Source organism: Pseudomonas sp. WC1 (assembly GCF_050586565.1).
Taxonomy (GTDB): Bacteria; Pseudomonadota; Gammaproteobacteria; order Pseudomonadales; family Pseudomonadaceae; genus Aquipseudomonas.
In genome coordinates this window covers 50,125-65,840 of sequence record NZ_JBOBDQ010000006.1, presented here as the reverse complement: position 1 = coordinate 65,840, position 15,716 = coordinate 50,125, and the positions used below count along the sequence as shown (strand labels likewise).

Below are 15,716 nucleotides of genomic sequence, written 5' to 3'. Positions count from 1 at the left end.
TATGGCCTGTGGCCTGGCCCAAAAAGTGCGGCGTAATGCCGCTGCGGGCAAAAACGGGCATTGTACATATCATTGCCCGGCAATTCATGAACAAACCGACAGGTCGGCGTATCGGTTCATCGCGGGGCAAGCCCGCTCCCACGCCGTTCGGAGCACCTGACGTGGGAGCGGGCTTGCCCCGCGATGAAGCTGAAGCGACCGATCAGTCAGTGACCACCTTGGCCTGGCCGAGATTGGCCAGGCGAATGCTGTCCTGAGCTTGCTGGATCTCGCCCTGGCTGCTGATCGGTCCCAGGCGCACACGGTGCAGGGTCTGCTGGTTGCGCACGACGGAGCTGATGAATACCGGCGCGCTGACCATGGTGCTCAGCTTCGAGCGCAGCAATTCGGCGGCGTCCGGGTTGGCGAACGCGCCGACTTGCAGGATGCTGCCGCCGCTGGCGTTCGGCACATTGTTGCCGCCCACCTGCACCGGCACCACCGGCGCCGCGTGCTGCTGCGGCGGCGGGGTCCACTGCTCGACGCGCCCGGTGCTGGCGGCGATCGGCTGGGCCTGGGCCACCTGCGGCTCCTTGAGCACCATCGGCGGCTGCTGGCCACGCTGGGCCCACCATTGCTGCGGGTCGATGCCTTCGACGCGCACGTGCGCGGTGCCGCTTTCGGCATAGCCCAGCTTCTTCGCAGCAGCGTAGGACAGATCGATGATACGGTCGGAATAGAACGGGCCACGGTCGTTGACCCTCAGGATCACGCTGCGCCCGTTGGCCAGATTGGTCACCCGCACGTAAGCAGGCAGCGGCAGGGTCTTGTGCGCCGCGCTCATGCCGTAGAGGTCATAGAGCTCGCCGTTGGCAGTGTTCTGACCATGGAACTTGGTGCCATACCACGAAGCGGTACCCTCGGCGCGGTAGTTGCGCGAATCCTGCATCGGGTAGTAGGTCTTGCCCAGCACCGTGTACGGGTTGGCCTTGTAGTTGCCGGTGTGCACGGTCGGGGTGGCGTCGGGGATCTTGTTGACGTCCACGTCCCACCAAGGCGCGCCGTCCTTGTGGGCACGGTTGATGTCCAGGCCCGGTTGCGCACGCACGGTGTTGCCGCTCTGCGGGGTGGAGGGCCGACTGGACGAGCAACTGGCCAGCACCAGGCCGACGGCGACGCAGGTGAGCAGTTTTACGGTATTTGCAGTGAAGAGTTCGCGCATTTACTTGACGCCCCGTGCCAGAACCAGCTGTTGCGAAAGCTGATGCACCGCCATGGCATACATCACGCTGCGGTTGTAGCGAGTGATCGCGTAGAAATTCTTCAGGCCCATCCAGTACTCAGGGCCGTATTCACCTTCCAGGCGGAAGGCGGTGACCGGCAGATCATCGCGCAGCGCATCATGACTCGACCAGCCCAGCGCCCGCAACTGCGCGACCGTCTTCACCGGCTCGATACCGCTGGTCAGGCCTTCGTCGGCGCGCTCGCCACGCACGGTGGCACGGCTGACCACAGGCTCCCCGGCCACCCAGCCGTGGCGCTTGAAGTAGCTGGCGACGCTGCCGATGGCATCGTCCGGGTTGTTCCAGATGTTGATGTGCCCGTCGCCATCGAAGTCCACGGCATAGGCGCGGAAGCTGCTCGGCATGAACTGCGGCAGGCCCATGGCACCAGCGTAGGAGCCCTTGAGCGTGAGCGGGTCGAGTTGCTCTTCGCGGGCCAGCAGGAGGAATTCGCGCAGCTCCTTGCGGAAGAATTCGGCGCGCGGCGGGTAATCGAAGCCCAGCGTGGACAGCGCGTCGATCACACGGTAATTGCCGGTATTGCGGCCGAAGAAGGTTTCCACCCCGATGATCGAGACAATCACCTGCGCCGGCACGCCGTATTCCTGCTCGGCGCGAGCCAGCACGGCCTCGTGCTGGCGCCAGAAGTCCACGCCACGAGCGATGCGTGCATCGGTGATGAACATCGGGCGATATTCCTTCCACGGCTTGACCCGTTCGGCCGGTCGCGAAATCGCGTCGAGGATCGCCTGCTTGCGCTGCACCTCGCGGAACACACCCATCAGTTGCTCGCCGGCAAAGCCGTAGTCGCGAGTCATCTCGCCAACGAACTCGACCACTTGCGGCGAGCCGTCATAGTCACCGGCATTAGCCTGCTGGACTGCGCCAAGCAAACCCAACACGCCGAACCACGGCGCCAGGCGGGCAGCCCAGCCACGCACTGCTTGCATGAAATTCTTCACCTTTTTCAAACCTGTGCGATCCATTTGCGGTGCGTATGGATCGACATCAGAACGCCAAACGCTGACAGCAGCGTCACCAACGAAGTTCCGCCATAGCTGATAAAGGGCAGCGGCACGCCCACCACGGGCAAAAGGCCGCTGACCATACCGATATTGACGAACACATAAACAAAGAAGGTCATGGTCAGGCTGCCCGCGAGCAGCTTGCCGAACAGGGTCTGGGCCTGGGCGGTGATCATCAGCCCGCGACCGATCAACAGGATGTAGATCAGCAGCAGCAGGCAGATGCCGACCAGGCCGAACTCCTCGCCGAGCACGGCGATGATGAAGTCGGTGTGGCTCTCGGGCAGGAAGTCCAGGTGCGACTGGGTGCCCAGCAGCCAGCCCTTGCCGAACACACCGCCCGAACCGATCGCCGCCTTCGACTGGATGATGTTCCAGCCGGTACCCAGCGGGTCGCTTTCCGGGTCGAGGAAGGTCAGCACGCGCTGCTTCTGGTAGTCGTGCATGACGAAGAACCACATCGCCACCGCCACCGGCACCGCCGCCGCGATCACACTGACGATCCAGCGCCAGCGCAGCCCCCCCATGAACAGCACGAACGCTCCCGAGGCCAGGATCAGCAATGCCGTACCCAGGTCAGGTTGGCGCACGATGAGGATGAACGGCATGCCGATCAGGATCAGGCTGATCGCCACATGCTTGAGGTGTGGCGGCAAGGTGCGTTTGGACAGGTACCAGGCGATGGTCGCCGGCATGATGATCTTCATGAACTCCGAGGGCTGGAAGCGGATCACCCCTGGAATATTGATCCATCGCGTCGCGCCCATGGCGTTGTGGCCCATCACGTCCACCACGATCAACAGGAACACCCCTGCCAGGTAGGCCAGTGGCACCCAACGCGCCATGAAGCGTGGCTCGAGCTGGGCGATGATGAACATTGACACCAGCCCGATGCCGAACGAGCTGGCCTGTTTCATCAGCAGATCCCAGTTCTTGCCGCTGGCCGAATACAGTACGAACAGGCTGCCGGCGGCGAGCGTCAGCAGGATAAGCAGCAAGGGGCCGTCGATATGGATGCGCTGCAGGAAGCTGGCGCGCCTGCGCATCACGTCCTCGCTGGAGAGCATGCGGTCGAAGTTGTTCTTCACGGGGCCGATTCCTGGGCGACTGTAGCAGGGGCGAACTCGGGCTTGAGCCGGCCATTCTCGTCAAGCAGCCAGGCATCCATGACCTGGCGTACCACGGGGGCGGCGACGCCGGAGCCGGACTCGCCGTTCTCGACCATGACCGAGACCACGATCCTCGGGTCGTCGGCCGGGGCGAAGGCGACAAACAGGGCATGGTCGCGGTGTCGTTCCTGGAGTTTGTTGCGGTCGTACTTCTCGCCCTGCTTGATCGCCACTACCTGTGCGGTACCGCTCTTGCCGGCGATGCGGTACTGCGAGCCTATGGCGGCCTTGCGGGCGGTCCCGCGGGCGCCGTGCATCACCTGCTCCATGCCGTGGGTGACCCGAGCCCAGTCGGACTTGTCGCGCAGAACAATGTTTTCCATGGGGTTCTCGTCCACCGGTGGCTGGCCTTCTATGGTCTTGGCCAGGTGCGGGCGGTTCCACACGCCTTTGTTGGCGATCAGCGCGGTGGCCTGGGCCAGTTGCAGCGGCGTGGTCTGCATGTAGCCCTGACCAATGCCGAGAATCAGGGTTTCGCCGGGGAACCAGGCCTGGCGGCGGGTGGCGCGCTTCCATTCGCGGGACGGCATCAAGCCGGGCGACTCCTCGAACATGTCCAGGGCGACTTTCTGCCCGATACCGAACTTGTTCATGTAGCTGGACAGCCGGTCGATGCCCATCTTGTGCGCGAGATCGTAGAAGTACGTATCGTTTGACCGCATGATCGCCACATCCAGATCAACCCAGCCATCGCCGCTGCGGTTCCAGTTGCGATATTTGTGATCGTAGTTGGGCAGTTGGTAGTAACCCGGGTCGAACACCCGGCTGCCCGCCGTCACCACGCCACTGTCGAGCCCGGCGATCGCCACCGCAGGCTTGATGGTCGAGCCCGGCGGGTAGAGGCCGCGCAGCACGCGGTTGAACAGCGGTCGGTCGATCGAGTCGCGCAGTTCGGCGTAAGCCTTGAAGCCGATACCGGTGACGAATAGATTGGGGTCGAAACTCGGCTGGCTGACCATCGCCAGCACTTCGCCGGTGCGTGGATCGAGGGCGACGATGGCGCCACGGCGCCCTCCCAACGCCTGCTCGGCGGCTTCCTGCAGCTTGATGTCGAGGCTCAGGACAATATCCTTGCCCGGCTTCGGATCGGTACGCTTGAGCACCCGCAGTACGCGCCCCCGAGCGTTGGTCTCGACTTCCTCATAGCCCACTTGACCATGCAGTTCGTCTTCGTAGAAGCGCTCGATGCCGGTCTTGCCGATATGGTGGGTGCCGCTGTAGTTCACCGGGTCGAGTGTCTTGAGCTCCTTCTCGTTGATCCGCCCGACATAGCCCACCGAATGGGCGAAGTGCGCGCCCTGGGGATAGTGGCGGACCAGCTGCGCGGCCACTTCCACACCAGGCAGACGGAACTGGTTGACCGCGATGCGGGCAATCTGTTCTTCGTTGAGCTCGAACAGGATCGGCACCGGCTCGAATGGCCTGCGCCCCTGCTTCATGCGTTTCTCGAACAGGGCACGGTCGTCAGGGGTAAGCTCGAGCACCTCGACGATCACGTCCAGCACTTCCTGCCATTTGCCAGCATTGCCGGCGCGCTCGCGGGTCATCACCAGGCTGAAGCTGGGGCGGTTGTCGGCCACCACCACACCGTTGCGGTCGAAGATCAGCCCGCGGGTCGGCGGGATCGGCTGCACATGCACCCGGTTGTTCTCCGACAGCGTCGAGTGATAGTCGTACTGGATGACCTGCAGGTAATACAGCCGGGCGATCAATACGCAGACGAGCAGCACCACCGCCACGGCGCCCACGACGACGCGGTTGCGCACCAGGCGGGCGTCTTTCTCGTGGTCCTTAAGGCGGATCTGCTGCGGCATCGGACAGGCTTACAGGTTCATTTGTGGTAGGGATGCCCGGACAACACGGTCCAGGCGCGGTAGATCTGCTCGCCGATGAGTATCCTTACCAACGGGTGCGGCAACGTCAGCGGCGACAGCGACCAGCGCTGTTCGCTGCGCGCGCAGACTTCCGGCGCCAGCCCTTCCGGGCCGCCCACCATCAGGTTGACCGTGCGCGCATCCAGGCGCCAACGGTCCAGCTCGCCCGCCAGTTGCTCGGTACTCCAGGGCTTGCCATGGACCTCGAGGGTGACGATGCGTTCCCCAGGCTGCACCTTGCTCAGCATCGCCTCGCCCTCCTGACGGATCAGGCGGGCGACATCGGCGTTCTTGCCGCGGGTGTTCAGCGGGATTTCCACCAGCTCCAGCGCAAGCTCGGGGGGCAGGCGCTTGGCATATTCATGCCAGCCTTCCTCGACCCACTTGGGCATGCGCGAGCCGACCGCGATCAGACGCAGACGCACGGCGCTTCCTTATTCCCGGTCTTTGAGCTTGTCGGTGAAGTAGTCGCTGGCGTTTTCCGGGCTGTGGTGCTTGGCATCGGCGGCACGGCTCTGCTCGGCGCCCAACCACAGGCGCTCCAGGTCGTAGAACTGGCGGGCAGCGGCAGTCATCATGTGCACGATGACGTCGTTCAGGTCCAGCAGCACCCAGTCGCTGTCGCCCTTGCCTTCTTCACCCAGCGGCTGTGCGCCTTGTTTCTTGACCGCTTCACGGACCTTTTCCAGCATCGCGTTGATCTGGCGGTTGGAGGTACCGGTGGCAATGATCATGTAGTCGGTCAGGCTGTGCTTTTCACGCACGTCGATGACCTGGATGTCCTGGGCCTTGACGTCCTCCAGAGCCGTGATGGTCAGTTTGACCAGCTCTTCGCCACTGATGCCATTGATTTTCTGCTTGCTCATATAAAACTCGTTCAACTCGTTGGATGAGGCGCCCACTGGCGCCGTCAGTTGGACACACGATACAGGTCGTGTGCCTCGATATAGGCCAGTACTGCGTCCGGCACCAGGAACCGCACCGACTTGCCGCTGGCCAGCAGCTGTCGGATTTGCGTGGCGGACACCGCAAGCGGAGTCTGCCAGACGAACGAAATGTGCCCCGCCGGGCCGGACATGGCGGTGGGATCGCTCTCCGAGCGCGCCGCCAGCAGGTTGCGCAGCTCGTCAGGGGGTTCGACATCGGCATCCGGGCGTTGCAGCACCAGGATGTGACAGTGTTGCAGCAGCTCTTCCCAGCGATGCCAGCTGGGCAGGCCGCAGAATGCGTCCCAGCCCAGCACCAGGAACAACTGGTCGTGCGCGCTCAGTTCGCCGCGGATCGACTCCAGTGTGTCGATGGTGTACGACGGCTTGTCGCGGGCCAGCTCGCGGGCGTCCACGCTCAGGCGCTCGACACCCTGCACGGCGCCGCGCACCATGGCCAGGCGATCCTGCGCGGCCACCTGCGGGGTGTCGCGGTGAGGCGGCCGGGCGTTGGGCAGCAGGCGCAGTTCGTCCAGGCACATGAATTCGGCCACTTCCAGCGCACTGCGCAGGTGACCGATATGCACCGGGTCGAAGGTGCCGCCGAGAATGCCGACGCGCCGGACTGCGACAGGGTTGCTCAACTCAGCACGGCTCCTGGCCGCGCAGCTGGCCATCGCCGATCACCACGTACTTCTCGCAGGTCAGGCCTTCCAGGCCGACTGGGCCGCGGGCATGCAACTTGTCGGTGGAGATACCGATTTCCGCGCCCAGGCCGTATTCGAAGCCGTCGGCGAAGCAGGTCGGGGTGTTGAGCATGACCGATGCCGAGTCGACCTCGGCCATGAAGCGCCGGGCCTGGCCCTGGTGCTCGGTGATGATCGAATCGGTGTGGTGCGAGCCGTAATGGTTGATGTGCTCGATGGCCTGCTCCAGGCCGTCGACAACGCGGATCGACAGGATCGCGTCGAGGTATTCAGTGTGCCAGTCGTCTTCGCTGGCTGGCTTGACGGCGATGAACGCCCGGGTGCGCTCGCAACCGCGCAGCTCGACGCCCTTGTCCTGGAAACGGCGGGCCATTTCCGGCAGGAAGCGCTCGGCCACCGACTGATCCACCAGCAGCGTCTCCATGGCGCCGCAGATACCGTAACGGTAGGTCTTGGCGTTGAAGGCAACGCGCCAGGCCTTGTCCAGATCGGCGTGGGCATCGACGAAGATGTGGCAGATACCGTCCAGGTGCTTGATCACCGGTACCCGGGCATCGCGGCTGATGCGTTCGATCAGGCCGCGGCCGCCACGGGGCACGATGACATCGACGAATTCCGGCATGCTGATCAGCGCGCCCACGGCTTCGCGGTCGGTGGTCTCGACCACCTGCACCACTGCCGGCGGCAGGCCGGCCTCGGCCAGGCCCCGCTGGATGCAGGTGGCGATGGCACGGTTGGAATGGATGGCTTCGGAGCCGCCGCGCAGGATGGTGGCGTTGCCCGACTTCAGGCACAGGCTGGCGGCATCGATGGTCACGTTGGGGCGCGACTCGTAGATGATACCGATCACCCCCAGCGGCACGCGCATCTTGCCGACCTGGATCCCCGACGGGCGGTGGCTCATGTCGCGGATGGCGCCGACCGGGTCCGGCAGGCTGGCCACCTGGCGCAGGCCGGTGATCATGCCGTCGATGCGCGCCGGGGTCAGCGCCAGGCGCTCGAGCAGCGCGGGTTCCAGGCCGTTCTTGCGGCCATTGGCCAGGTCCTGTTCGTTGGCTGCGGTGAGCGCGTCGCGGGCCGCGTCGAGAGCGTCGGCGGCGGCCTGCAGGGCGCGGTTCTTCTGCGCGGTGCTGGCACGGCCGATCACCCGCGAGGCCTCACGGGCGGCGCGACCCAGGCGGGTCATGTAGTCAAGAACGGACTCGGTCATGGGTTCGGTGTCTTGGCAAAGGGGAAATCGGCTGATTATAACTGGAGCGCTCGGGTACGCCCAGCGGCGGGTGGCGGATGGTAGAAAATGGCTGCCGCCAATACGTAGGAAAGATGTAACCACCCGTATCGAAACACACCTCAGCGTCATCGCGGGGCAAGCCCGCTCCCACGCCCTACGGGGCATGCAGCCATTTGCGTGGGAGCGGGCTTGCCCCGCGATAGCGTCAACTTGATTCAGCCTCGATTAAGCCATTCATTGCTATCATCCCCGCCTTCACAGCCACGAACCGCCCGTATGTCCGCCCCAGCCCCCTGCCCGGCCCGCGCCCTGCCCGACAGTTTCTTCGATCGCGATGCGCAGACCCTCGCCCGCGACCTGCTGGGCAAGGTCATCCGTCACCGCCAGGGCGACCTCTGGCTGGCGGCGCGCATCATCGAAACCGAGGCCTACTACCTCACCGACAAGGGCAGCCATGCGTCCCTGGGCTTCACCGAGAAGCGCAAGGCGCTGTTCCTCGATGGCGGGCATATCTACATGTACTACGCCCGCGGCGGCGATTCGCTGAATTTCAGCGCCCAGGGCCCGGGCAACGCGGTGCTGATCAAGTCCGCCTACCCCTGGATCGACGCCATCTCCGACGCCAACAGCCTGGCCCGGATGCAACTGAACAACCCCGACACCAGCGGCAACCTGCGCCCACCCGAGCGCCTGTGCAACGGCCAGACCCTGCTGTGCCGCGCCATGGGCCTGAAGGTACCGCACTGGGATGCCCGGCGCTTCGACCCTGAGCGCCTGTACGTCGAGGACTGCGGCATCGAGGTACCCCGGGTGATCAAGACCACGCGCCTGGGCATTCCCCATGGCCGCGACGAACACCTGCCCTATCGCTTCGTAGACGCCGAATTCGCGCGTTTCTGCACCCGAAACCCGCTGCGGCGCGGCCAGGTCGAAGGGCAAGATTTCTTCATGCTTGAACAAGGAAACTGAACCATGGGCCAATGGCTGGACAGCCTGACCACCTGGCTTGGCGCCAACCCTCAGTGGCTGGGCCTGGCAATCTTCCTCGTGGCCTGCGTCGAATGCCTGGCCATCGCCGGCATCATCGTGCCTGGCACCGTGCTGCTGTTCGCCGTCGCCGTGCTGGCCGGCAGCGGCACCTTCAGCCTGGGCGAAACGCTATTGCTGGGTTTCCTCGGTGGCATGCTCGGCGACGCGATCTCTTATGCCATCGGCAAGTACTTCCACCAGAACATCCGCCGCCTGCCGTTGCTGCGCAGCCACCCGGAGTGGATTGGCAGCGCCGAGGCGTACTTCCAGCGCTATGGTATCGCCAGCCTGCTGGTCGGCCGCTTCATCGGCCCGCTGCGGCCGATGCTGCCGATGGTCGCCGGTATGTTCGATATGCCCCTGCCGCGCTTCATCGCGGTCAGCCTGGTGGCTGGCGCCGGTTGGTCGGTGGCCTACCTGCTGCCCGGCTGGGCCACCGGCGCGGCGATGCGCCTGCCACTGCCGGAAGGCTTCTGGCTGGACGCGGGGATTGTCATGGGCACCCTGGCGGTGCTGATCGGCCTGAGCCTGAGCACCAGCATCCGCGATCAACGCCACGGCACCCGCCTGATCGCCGCCCTCAGCGGCCTGGCGGTAGCAGCGCTGTTCATCGGCTGGCGCTATTTGAGCGAATTCGACCAGGGCGTGATGACCCTGGTGCAGGAGCACCGCAGCCAGGCCATCGACGGCGCCGTGGTGGTGATCACCCGCCTGGGCGACTTCCGTACCCAGTTCTTCCTCGGTGGCTTGCTCACGGGCCTGCTGCTGCTGGCCCGGCAATGGCGCCACGCGCTGTTCGCCGGCGCGACACTGATCGGTACAGCCCTGGCCAACGGCACGCTGAAATGGCTGTTCGCCCGCGCCCGCCCCGAGGTGTTGACCGACCCGCTGACCAGCTACAGCATGCCCAGCGGGCATAGCTCGGCATCGTTCGCCTTCTTCCTGGTGCTGGCAGTGCTGGCCGGGCGCGGCCAGCCGCCGCGCATGCGCCTGACCTGGGTGCTGCTGGGATGCATTCCGGCCCTGGCCATCGCACTGTCGCGGGTATACCTGGGCGCGCACTGGCCAACCGATATCCTCGCCGGCGCGCTGCTGGCATGCTGCGTGTGCGCGCTGAGCCTGACCCTGGTGCAATATCGCCAGCCGCTCACGGCGCTGCCGCAGCGGGTATGGTGGCTGGTATTGCCAGCGTGCATCGCGTTGCTGACGTTCTTTGCCCTGCACGCGCTGCCCAAGGCGTTGCTGCGCTACCAATACTGACGGCCATCCCCGGGCAGCCCGCTCCTACCGAACATCGGAGCGGGCCTGGATGGTTCAGGCGAACAACTCGCCCTGGATCCGTTCCAGCAATGCCTGGATCGCCTCCAGCCTCAACTGCGGCGAGTCGATGGCCAGCAGGTCGAGCTTGTCCTCTTCCACGAACGGCAACAGGTAGGCCAACTGGTTGGCCAACGCCTGTCGCCCGTCGACATCCCGCGGCATGTCCAGCGCCTCGACCATCGGGTGTTCGCCCAGGGCCAGCAGCAGCGCCAGCAGGTCATCGTCCTGCTCCTGCAGCGGCCCATCCGCCAGTTCCGACAGCCACTGCACCTGGCCGACCATCAACTGGTCCTTCTGCACCTCGGTGCGCTCGACACGAAAACGCCGCACGCCCTCTACGCGGATGCCCAGCAGGCCGTTGTCCTGCTGCACGAAGTCGCGGATCAGCGCCTCGCAGCCGACCGACGCCACCACCGGCGCCGCCTTGCCCACCTGCTCGCCTTCCAGGATGCATACCACGCCAAAGCCTTCACCCTGCTTCATGCAACGGCCGATCATGTCCAGGTAGCGCGCCTCGAAGATCTGCAGATCGAGCAGGCAACCGGGGAACAGCACGGTATTGAGGGGAAACAGCGGTAATGTCATGTCGATTCCTCAAGCCACCAGGCTGACCGCCAACGGCAGGAACACCGCCGTGGCCACCCCCATCAGGCTCATCGCCAGCGCGGCGAAGGCGCCGCATTCGTCACTTTCCTGCAAAGCCACCGATGTGCCCACCGCGTGAGCGGTGACGCCCAGCGCCATGCCCCGGGCCTCGGGGCTGAGCACGCCGAAGCGGCTTAGCAGCGCCGGGCCGAAGATCGCACCGATCACCCCGGTGATCAGCACGAACACCGCGGCGAGGGCCGCCACACCACCAATCTGCTCGGCCACCAGCATGGCAATCGGCGAGGTAACCGACTTCGGCGCCATGGTCATCAGGATCATGTGCTCGGCGCCAAACCACCAGCCCAGCGCCAGACACGCCACGGTGGCGAACAGGCCTCCGATTACCAGCGTAGTAAATGTCGGCCAGAACAGCTGGCGGATCCGCCGCAGGTTCAGGTAGAGCGGCACCGCCAAGGCCACGGTGGCCGGGCCCAGGAGAATGTTCATGATCTCGGTGCTCTTGCGGTACTCGGCGTAGTCGATGCCGCAGACAAGCAGGATGCCGATCACCCCCAGCATCGACACCAGCACCGGTTGCAGGAAGATCCAGCGGGTCTTTTCATAACCTGCCAGCACCAGCTGGTAGGCGGCCAAGGTGATGCCGATGCCGAACAGCGGATGGTGGATGACCGCGTCGAGCGCGCCTTGCCAATCGAGGGTCATGGCTGCTCCTCGTGCTTGCCCTGGCGCTGGATGAGTTTCTGCATCAGCACGCCGACGAACACCAAGGTGGCCAGGCAGGAAATCAACAGCGCCCCGACGATGGCCCAGAAGTCCGCCGCAATGTCCCTGGCATAGACCATCACCCCCACCGCCGGCGGCACCAGCAGCAGCGGCAGGTAGCGCAGCAGGCTGCCAGCGGCCTCGTTGAGCGGCTGGCCGACTTCGCCACGAACCATCAGGAACACCAGCAGCAGCAACAGGCCGATGATGGGTCCGGGCAGGATGTGCAGGAACAAATGGTTGATCGCCGTTCCCAGCAACTGGAACAGCACCAGCCAGGTCAGACCACGCAACAGCATAGGGACCTCCGTCAGAACATGGCGGCCATTATAAGCACGCTAAGCAATTGCCTATAAGGCGATATTCGGCGAAAAACGGGCAACTTGACTGAAACGGTGCAGCGTGCTGATCTTGAACATTCGTACCAAATGACAATCTGGAGATGTCGCGATGCCCTATGTACCCGTTACAGAGCTTTCGCAGTACGTTGGCAAGGAGCTGGGCCGTTCCCAATGGCTGAAGATCGACCAAGAACGCATCAATCTGTTCGCCGAAGCCACCGGCGATTTCCAGTTCATCCATGTCGATCCGGTGAAAGCGGCCAAGACCCCGTTCGGCAGCACCATCGCCCATGGCTTCCTTACCCTGTCGCTGATCCCCAAGCTGATGGAAGACATTCTCGTGCTGCCCGAAGGGCTGAAGATGGTGGTCAACTACGGCTTGGACAGTGTGCGTTTCATCCAGCCGGTGAAGGTCGACAGCCAGGTACGACTCAAAGTCGACCTGACCGACGCTACCGAGAAGAAGCCCGGGCAATGGCTGCTCAAGGCCACGGTCACCCTTGAAATCGAAGGCGAAGAGAAGCCGGCCTACATCGCCGAACCACTGTCACTCTGCTTCGTCTGATCACCACACCGCGCCTGGTGCAGACGCACGGGGCGCGCAGCGCCCCAATTCACGGCCTGGCGTATTCTGCGGCATACTCGGCGCATCGTTTTCCCCGGAAGCCGCCATGCGCCCCCTGCTCCCTCTCACCCTGATCCTGCTGCTCGCCGCCTGTGGCGAAGGCGAATCCCTGTCTCCGCCGGACGCGCGCCTGCCCGATGGCGGTCGCTACCGTGGCCAGGTGGTGAACGGCCTGCTGCAGGGCGAGGGGCGTATCGACTACCCCAACGGCAGCTGGTACGCCGGCAACTTCAAGGATGGCCAGTGGCACGGCCAAGGTGAATGGCATGGCAGCAACGGCGAGGTCTACCGTGGACAGTTCAGTGAAGGCCTGTTCCAGGGCCTGGGCGACCTGACCACGCCCGGCAGCCACTACGCCGGCACCTTCAAGCATGGCCGCCGGGATGGCGAAGGCACCCTCAAGCAACACGACCAGACCTACCGCGGCCAGTTCAAGGACGACCAGTACGAAGGCGCGGGGCAGTTGGAGCTGGCTGACGGCAGCCGCTACCAGGGCCTGTTCGCCAAGGGCAAGCCGAACGGTGCCGGGGTACGCAGCGATGCCAGCGGCAACCAGTTCAGCGGCCACTTCATCGAGGGCCAACTACAGGGTGCCGGCACCTACGACAGCGCCGACGGCGAACAGTACATCGGCGAGTTCAAGGACAATCGCCTCGAGGGCCGTGGCCGCTACGAGAGCGCCGAAGGCGACGTCTGGATCGGCGACTTCAAGGACGGATCGCTGACCGGCCAGGGCGAACTGCTGGGCAGCGATGGCAGCCGCTACAAGGGTGGCTTCCGTGACTGGCGCTTCGCTGGCACCGGCACCTTGCAACTGGCCGACGGTAGCCAGTATGTCGGCGGTTTCGCCGACGATGCCTACCACGGGCGTGGCAAGCTGACCCACCCGGATGGTCGCAGCGAAGCCGGCACCTGGGTCAACGGCGTGCGCGTGCGCGACGCCCAGGGCAAGCTTTTGCCCGACCCGCTCGACCTTGCCCTGCTCAACCAGGGCAAGCTGCTGGCCGACGCCCTGGCCAAGGTGCCGGCGTCGATCCCGCCGGTGCAGCTGTACAGCCTGGTGGTGGCCGGCGACGGCCAGCAGAGCGTGTTCCTGCGCGAAGCCGACTATGTCAGCAACATGCTCAAGGTGCGTTTCGGCGCCCATGGCCAGGTCACCCTGGTCAACCACCGCGACCACCTGGCCGATCGGCCCATGGCCACCCGCGAGAACCTCACCCGCGCCGCCCGCACCCTGGCCGAGCGCAGCGGCCCCGAGGACCTGGTGTTCATCTACCTGACCAGCCATGGCAGCCACGATCACCAACTGGTGCTCGACCAGCCACGCCTGCAACTGGCCGATTTGTCCGCCGACGAGCTGGCCAGCGCCCTTGCCCCGCTGAAGGACCGCGACAAGGTGATCGTCATCTCCGCCTGCTATTCCGGTGGCTACATCGCCCCGCTCAAGGACGACCGCACCCTGGTCATGACCGCCGCCCGGCCTGACCGGGTGTCATTCGGCTGTTCGGAAGAGGCCGACTTCACCTACTTCGGCGACGCCCTGTTCGCCCAGGCGTTGAACCAGACCGACGATCTGAAACAGGCGTTTGAACTGGCGCGGCAAAGCGTTGCCGAACGAGAACGAAGGGAAGGTTTCGAAGCCTCTGAGCCGCAGCTCTGGGCGCCGCCGGCGGTGATCAGCCACTGGCAGCGTCTGCGCCGCCAACAAGCCGAGCACGCCCTGCGCAATGAAGCCCAGCCAGCTTCGGGGGATCAGGCAAAAAACCCTGGTGCCCACTAAGCTGTGTAGTAACGAGGGAGAGACACCATGTACCTGACGCCTCAGCATGTCCTGCTTGCCGGTGCCACGGGTCTGACAGGTGAACACCTGCTCGACCGCCTGCTCAACGAGCCCACCATCAGCCGCGTGCTGGCGCCCACGCGCCGCCCGCTGGCCGAGCACCCGCACCTGGAAAACCCGGTGGGTGACCCGGCCATGTTTCTCCCGCAACTGGCCGGCCGTGTCGACATCGCCTTCTGCTGCCTGGGCACCACGCTAAAGCAGGCCGGTTCCGAGACGGCCTTCCGCGCTGTGGACCTGGACATGGTCGTGGCCTTCAGCAAACGCGCCCGGGAGTTGGGCGCCCGCCATCTGCTGGTGATCAGCGCCCTGGGCGCCGATCCGAAGTCGTCGATCTTCTACAACCGGGTCAAGGGCGAGATGGAGGAAGCCCTAAAGCAGCAGGATTGGCCGCAATTGACCATCGTGCGGCCTTCACTGTTGCTGGGCGAGCGGATCGAGCCACGGCTGGGTGAGCGCATGGCCGCACCGTTCGCCCGCCTGATACCGGGCAAGTACCGCGGCATCGAGGCTTGCACCCTGGCCCGGGCGCTGTGGCGCCTGGCGCTGGAGGAGGAGGACGGGATTCGCGTGGTCGAGTCGGACGAGTTGCGCAAGCTGGGGAAGAAATAGTCAATCCTGAGCCGCCCCAATCGCCGGCAAGCCGGCTCCCACAAGTGATTGCGTAACCCTGTGGGAGCCGGCTTGCCGGCGATTGGGCTGCGCAGCAGCCCTTGGTTATCAAAGACCGCCCGTGGCGTTGAACCCCACCCCCGCCGCTGTCAGCAACGACAACGGCAGCAGCAGCGTATCGAGCAACGCGCTCCCAGGCAGGTCCAGCCCCGGATAGGCCGGTGCCTCGGCCCCGAACCGGTCCTCTGGGCAGCACCCGCCATTGATCACGTACAGGTCAAGCCGTGTCCCGGCATACACCACCGGCGCCCCGGGCTTGTTGGCATCCAGGGTGCGCACCGTGGCGCAGCCACCGAGCTGGGCCAGCATCAGCAGCCCCAGCAC

General features: G+C 64.9%; 17 protein-coding genes. 5 read left to right on the top strand and 12 right to left on the bottom strand.

Features of this window, described 5'->3' with window-relative positions; genetic code table 11:
• Positions 1 to 202: 202 nt before the first annotated feature.
• Genes ACQ4OD_RS04325 through ACQ4OD_RS04290 form a run of 8 tightly spaced genes read right to left on the bottom strand, consistent with a single transcriptional unit; the run spans position 203 to position 8,173 of the window.
• Entirely contained in the window at positions 203 to 1,201 is a 999-nt protein-coding gene (locus tag ACQ4OD_RS04325) for a septal ring lytic transglycosylase RlpA family protein (RefSeq protein WP_258599495.1), read from the bottom strand.
• A complete protein-coding gene (gene mltB, locus ACQ4OD_RS04320) occupies positions 1,202 to 2,212 on the bottom strand; it encodes a lytic murein transglycosylase B (RefSeq protein WP_139668281.1) in 1,011 nt (336 codons plus the stop codon).
• 17 nt (positions 2,213 to 2,229) lie between these two features.
• A complete protein-coding gene (gene rodA, locus ACQ4OD_RS04315; RefSeq protein ID WP_177485983.1) occupies positions 2,230 to 3,333 on the bottom strand; it encodes a rod shape-determining protein RodA in 1,104 nt (367 codons plus the stop codon).
• A gap of 38 nt (positions 3,334 to 3,371) precedes the next feature.
• Positions 3,372 to 5,270, bottom strand: coding sequence for a penicillin-binding protein 2 (mrdA, locus tag ACQ4OD_RS04310; RefSeq protein ID WP_110703229.1), 1,899 nt, complete (start codon positions 5,268 to 5,270; stop codon positions 3,372 to 3,374).
• Between the two features lie 17 nt (positions 5,271 to 5,287).
• Complete coding sequence (gene rlmH / locus ACQ4OD_RS04305; protein WP_023631106.1) at positions 5,288 to 5,755, bottom strand: 23S rRNA (pseudouridine(1915)-N(3))-methyltransferase RlmH; 468 nt, start codon at positions 5,753 to 5,755, stop codon at positions 5,288 to 5,290.
• Between the two features lie 9 nt (positions 5,756 to 5,764).
• Entirely contained in the window at positions 5,765 to 6,196 is a 432-nt protein-coding gene (gene rsfS / locus ACQ4OD_RS04300) for a ribosome silencing factor (protein ID WP_102683784.1), read from the bottom strand.
• A gap of 44 nt (positions 6,197 to 6,240) precedes the next feature.
• Positions 6,241 to 6,933 carry a nicotinate-nucleotide adenylyltransferase gene (nadD, locus tag ACQ4OD_RS04295; protein ID WP_102683785.1) on the bottom strand — a complete coding sequence of 231 codons (693 nt, stop codon included), beginning with the start codon at positions 6,931 to 6,933 and terminating at the stop codon, positions 6,241 to 6,243.
• Complete coding sequence (locus tag ACQ4OD_RS04290; RefSeq protein ID WP_139668277.1) at positions 6,902 to 8,173, bottom strand: glutamate-5-semialdehyde dehydrogenase; 1,272 nt, start codon at positions 8,171 to 8,173, stop codon at positions 6,902 to 6,904. Before ACQ4OD_RS04290 ends, nadD begins: the two co-directional genes overlap by 32 nt.
• A 297-nt stretch (positions 8,174 to 8,470) precedes the next feature.
• On the opposite strand from ACQ4OD_RS04290, the gene ACQ4OD_RS04285 reads away from it, so the two are divergent.
• Positions 8,471 to 9,163, top strand: coding sequence for a DNA-3-methyladenine glycosylase (locus ACQ4OD_RS04285; RefSeq protein WP_139668275.1), 693 nt, complete (start codon positions 8,471 to 8,473; stop codon positions 9,161 to 9,163).
• Positions 9,164 to 9,166: 3 nt separating this feature from the next.
• On the top strand, positions 9,167 to 10,483 hold the full coding sequence (locus tag ACQ4OD_RS04280) for a bifunctional DedA family/phosphatase PAP2 family protein (protein WP_094012291.1): 1,317 nt from the start codon (positions 9,167 to 9,169) through the stop codon (positions 10,481 to 10,483).
• Positions 10,484 to 10,537: 54 nt separating this feature from the next.
• On the opposite strand, the gene ACQ4OD_RS04275 is transcribed toward ACQ4OD_RS04280, so the two are convergent.
• From ACQ4OD_RS04275 to ACQ4OD_RS04265, 3 genes are read right to left on the bottom strand one after another with little or no spacing between them, the layout of a single operon-like run.
• Entirely contained in the window at positions 10,538 to 11,128 is a 591-nt protein-coding gene (locus tag ACQ4OD_RS04275; protein WP_134692708.1) for an LON peptidase substrate-binding domain-containing protein, read from the bottom strand.
• Between the two features lie 9 nt (positions 11,129 to 11,137).
• On the bottom strand, positions 11,138 to 11,854 hold the full coding sequence (locus ACQ4OD_RS04270) for an LrgB family protein (RefSeq protein WP_102683790.1): 717 nt from the start codon (positions 11,852 to 11,854) through the stop codon (positions 11,138 to 11,140).
• Positions 11,851 to 12,213, bottom strand: coding sequence for a CidA/LrgA family protein (locus tag ACQ4OD_RS04265; protein WP_102683791.1), 363 nt, complete (start codon positions 12,211 to 12,213; stop codon positions 11,851 to 11,853). Before ACQ4OD_RS04265 ends, ACQ4OD_RS04270 begins: the two co-directional genes overlap by 4 nt.
• Before the next feature lie 151 nt (positions 12,214 to 12,364).
• Here ACQ4OD_RS04265 and ACQ4OD_RS04260 point away from each other — a divergent pair, with 151 nt between their 5' ends.
• The 3 genes from ACQ4OD_RS04260 to ACQ4OD_RS04250 all read left to right on the top strand — a co-directional run bounded on the left by ACQ4OD_RS04260 (position 12,365) and on the right by ACQ4OD_RS04250 (position 15,332).
• Positions 12,365 to 12,820: a MaoC family dehydratase gene (locus tag ACQ4OD_RS04260; RefSeq protein ID WP_023631661.1), complete on the top strand. Its 456-nt coding sequence runs from the start codon at positions 12,365 to 12,367 to the stop codon at positions 12,818 to 12,820.
• Positions 12,821 to 12,926: 106 nt separating this feature from the next.
• The gene (locus tag ACQ4OD_RS04255) at positions 12,927 to 14,660 is read left to right on the top strand and encodes a C13 family peptidase (protein ID WP_258599504.1); all 1,734 of its coding nucleotides are present in this window, start codon (positions 12,927 to 12,929) and stop codon (positions 14,658 to 14,660) included.
• Between the two features lie 27 nt (positions 14,661 to 14,687).
• Positions 14,688 to 15,332 carry an oxidoreductase gene (locus tag ACQ4OD_RS04250; RefSeq protein ID WP_102683793.1) on the top strand — a complete coding sequence of 215 codons (645 nt, stop codon included), beginning with the start codon at positions 14,688 to 14,690 and terminating at the stop codon, positions 15,330 to 15,332.
• A gap of 108 nt (positions 15,333 to 15,440) precedes the next feature.
• On the opposite strand, the gene ACQ4OD_RS04245 is transcribed toward ACQ4OD_RS04250, so the two are convergent.
• Complete coding sequence (locus ACQ4OD_RS04245) at positions 15,441 to 15,701, bottom strand: YceK/YidQ family lipoprotein (protein WP_372241201.1); 261 nt, start codon at positions 15,699 to 15,701, stop codon at positions 15,441 to 15,443.
• Between the last annotated feature and the right edge of the window lie 15 nt (positions 15,702 to 15,716).

Bases quoted from the DNA above. Each gene is read 5' to 3' on its own strand.
- nadD (WP_102683785.1), bottom strand. From the start codon at position 6,933: ATGGCCAGCTGCGCGGCCAGGAGCCGTGCTGAGTTGAGCAACCCTGTC.
- ACQ4OD_RS04275 (WP_134692708.1), bottom strand. From the start codon at position 11,128: ATGACATTACCGCTGTTTCCCCTCAATACCGTGCTGTTCCCCGGTTGC.
- mrdA (WP_110703229.1), bottom strand. From the start codon at position 5,270: ATGCCGCAGCAGATCCGCCTTAAGGACCACGAGAAAGACGCCCGCCTG.
- mltB (WP_139668281.1), bottom strand. From the start codon at position 2,212: ATGCAAGCAGTGCGTGGCTGGGCTGCCCGCCTGGCGCCGTGGTTCGGC.
- ACQ4OD_RS04245 (WP_372241201.1), bottom strand. From the start codon at position 15,701: ATGCTGGCCCAGCTCGGTGGCTGCGCCACGGTGCGCACCCTGGATGCC.
- ACQ4OD_RS04285 (WP_139668275.1), top strand. From the start codon at position 8,471: ATGTCCGCCCCAGCCCCCTGCCCGGCCCGCGCCCTGCCCGACAGTTTC.
- ACQ4OD_RS04290 (WP_139668277.1), bottom strand. From the start codon at position 8,173: ATGACCGAGTCCGTTCTTGACTACATGACCCGCCTGGGTCGCGCCGCC.
- ACQ4OD_RS04260 (WP_023631661.1), top strand. From the start codon at position 12,365: ATGCCCTATGTACCCGTTACAGAGCTTTCGCAGTACGTTGGCAAGGAG.
- ACQ4OD_RS04280 (WP_094012291.1), top strand. From the start codon at position 9,167: ATGGGCCAATGGCTGGACAGCCTGACCACCTGGCTTGGCGCCAACCCT.
- ACQ4OD_RS04270 (WP_102683790.1), bottom strand. From the start codon at position 11,854: ATGACCCTCGATTGGCAAGGCGCGCTCGACGCGGTCATCCACCATCCG.
- ACQ4OD_RS04265 (WP_102683791.1), bottom strand. From the start codon at position 12,213: ATGCTGTTGCGTGGTCTGACCTGGCTGGTGCTGTTCCAGTTGCTGGGA.
- ACQ4OD_RS04255 (WP_258599504.1), top strand. From the start codon at position 12,927: ATGCGCCCCCTGCTCCCTCTCACCCTGATCCTGCTGCTCGCCGCCTGT.
- ACQ4OD_RS04250 (WP_102683793.1), top strand. From the start codon at position 14,688: ATGTACCTGACGCCTCAGCATGTCCTGCTTGCCGGTGCCACGGGTCTG.
- rodA (WP_177485983.1), bottom strand. From the start codon at position 3,333: ATGCGCAGGCGCGCCAGCTTCCTGCAGCGCATCCATATCGACGGCCCC.
- ACQ4OD_RS04325 (WP_258599495.1), bottom strand. From the start codon at position 1,201: ATGCGCGAACTCTTCACTGCAAATACCGTAAAACTGCTCACCTGCGTC.
- rsfS (WP_102683784.1), bottom strand. From the start codon at position 6,196: ATGAGCAAGCAGAAAATCAATGGCATCAGTGGCGAAGAGCTGGTCAAA.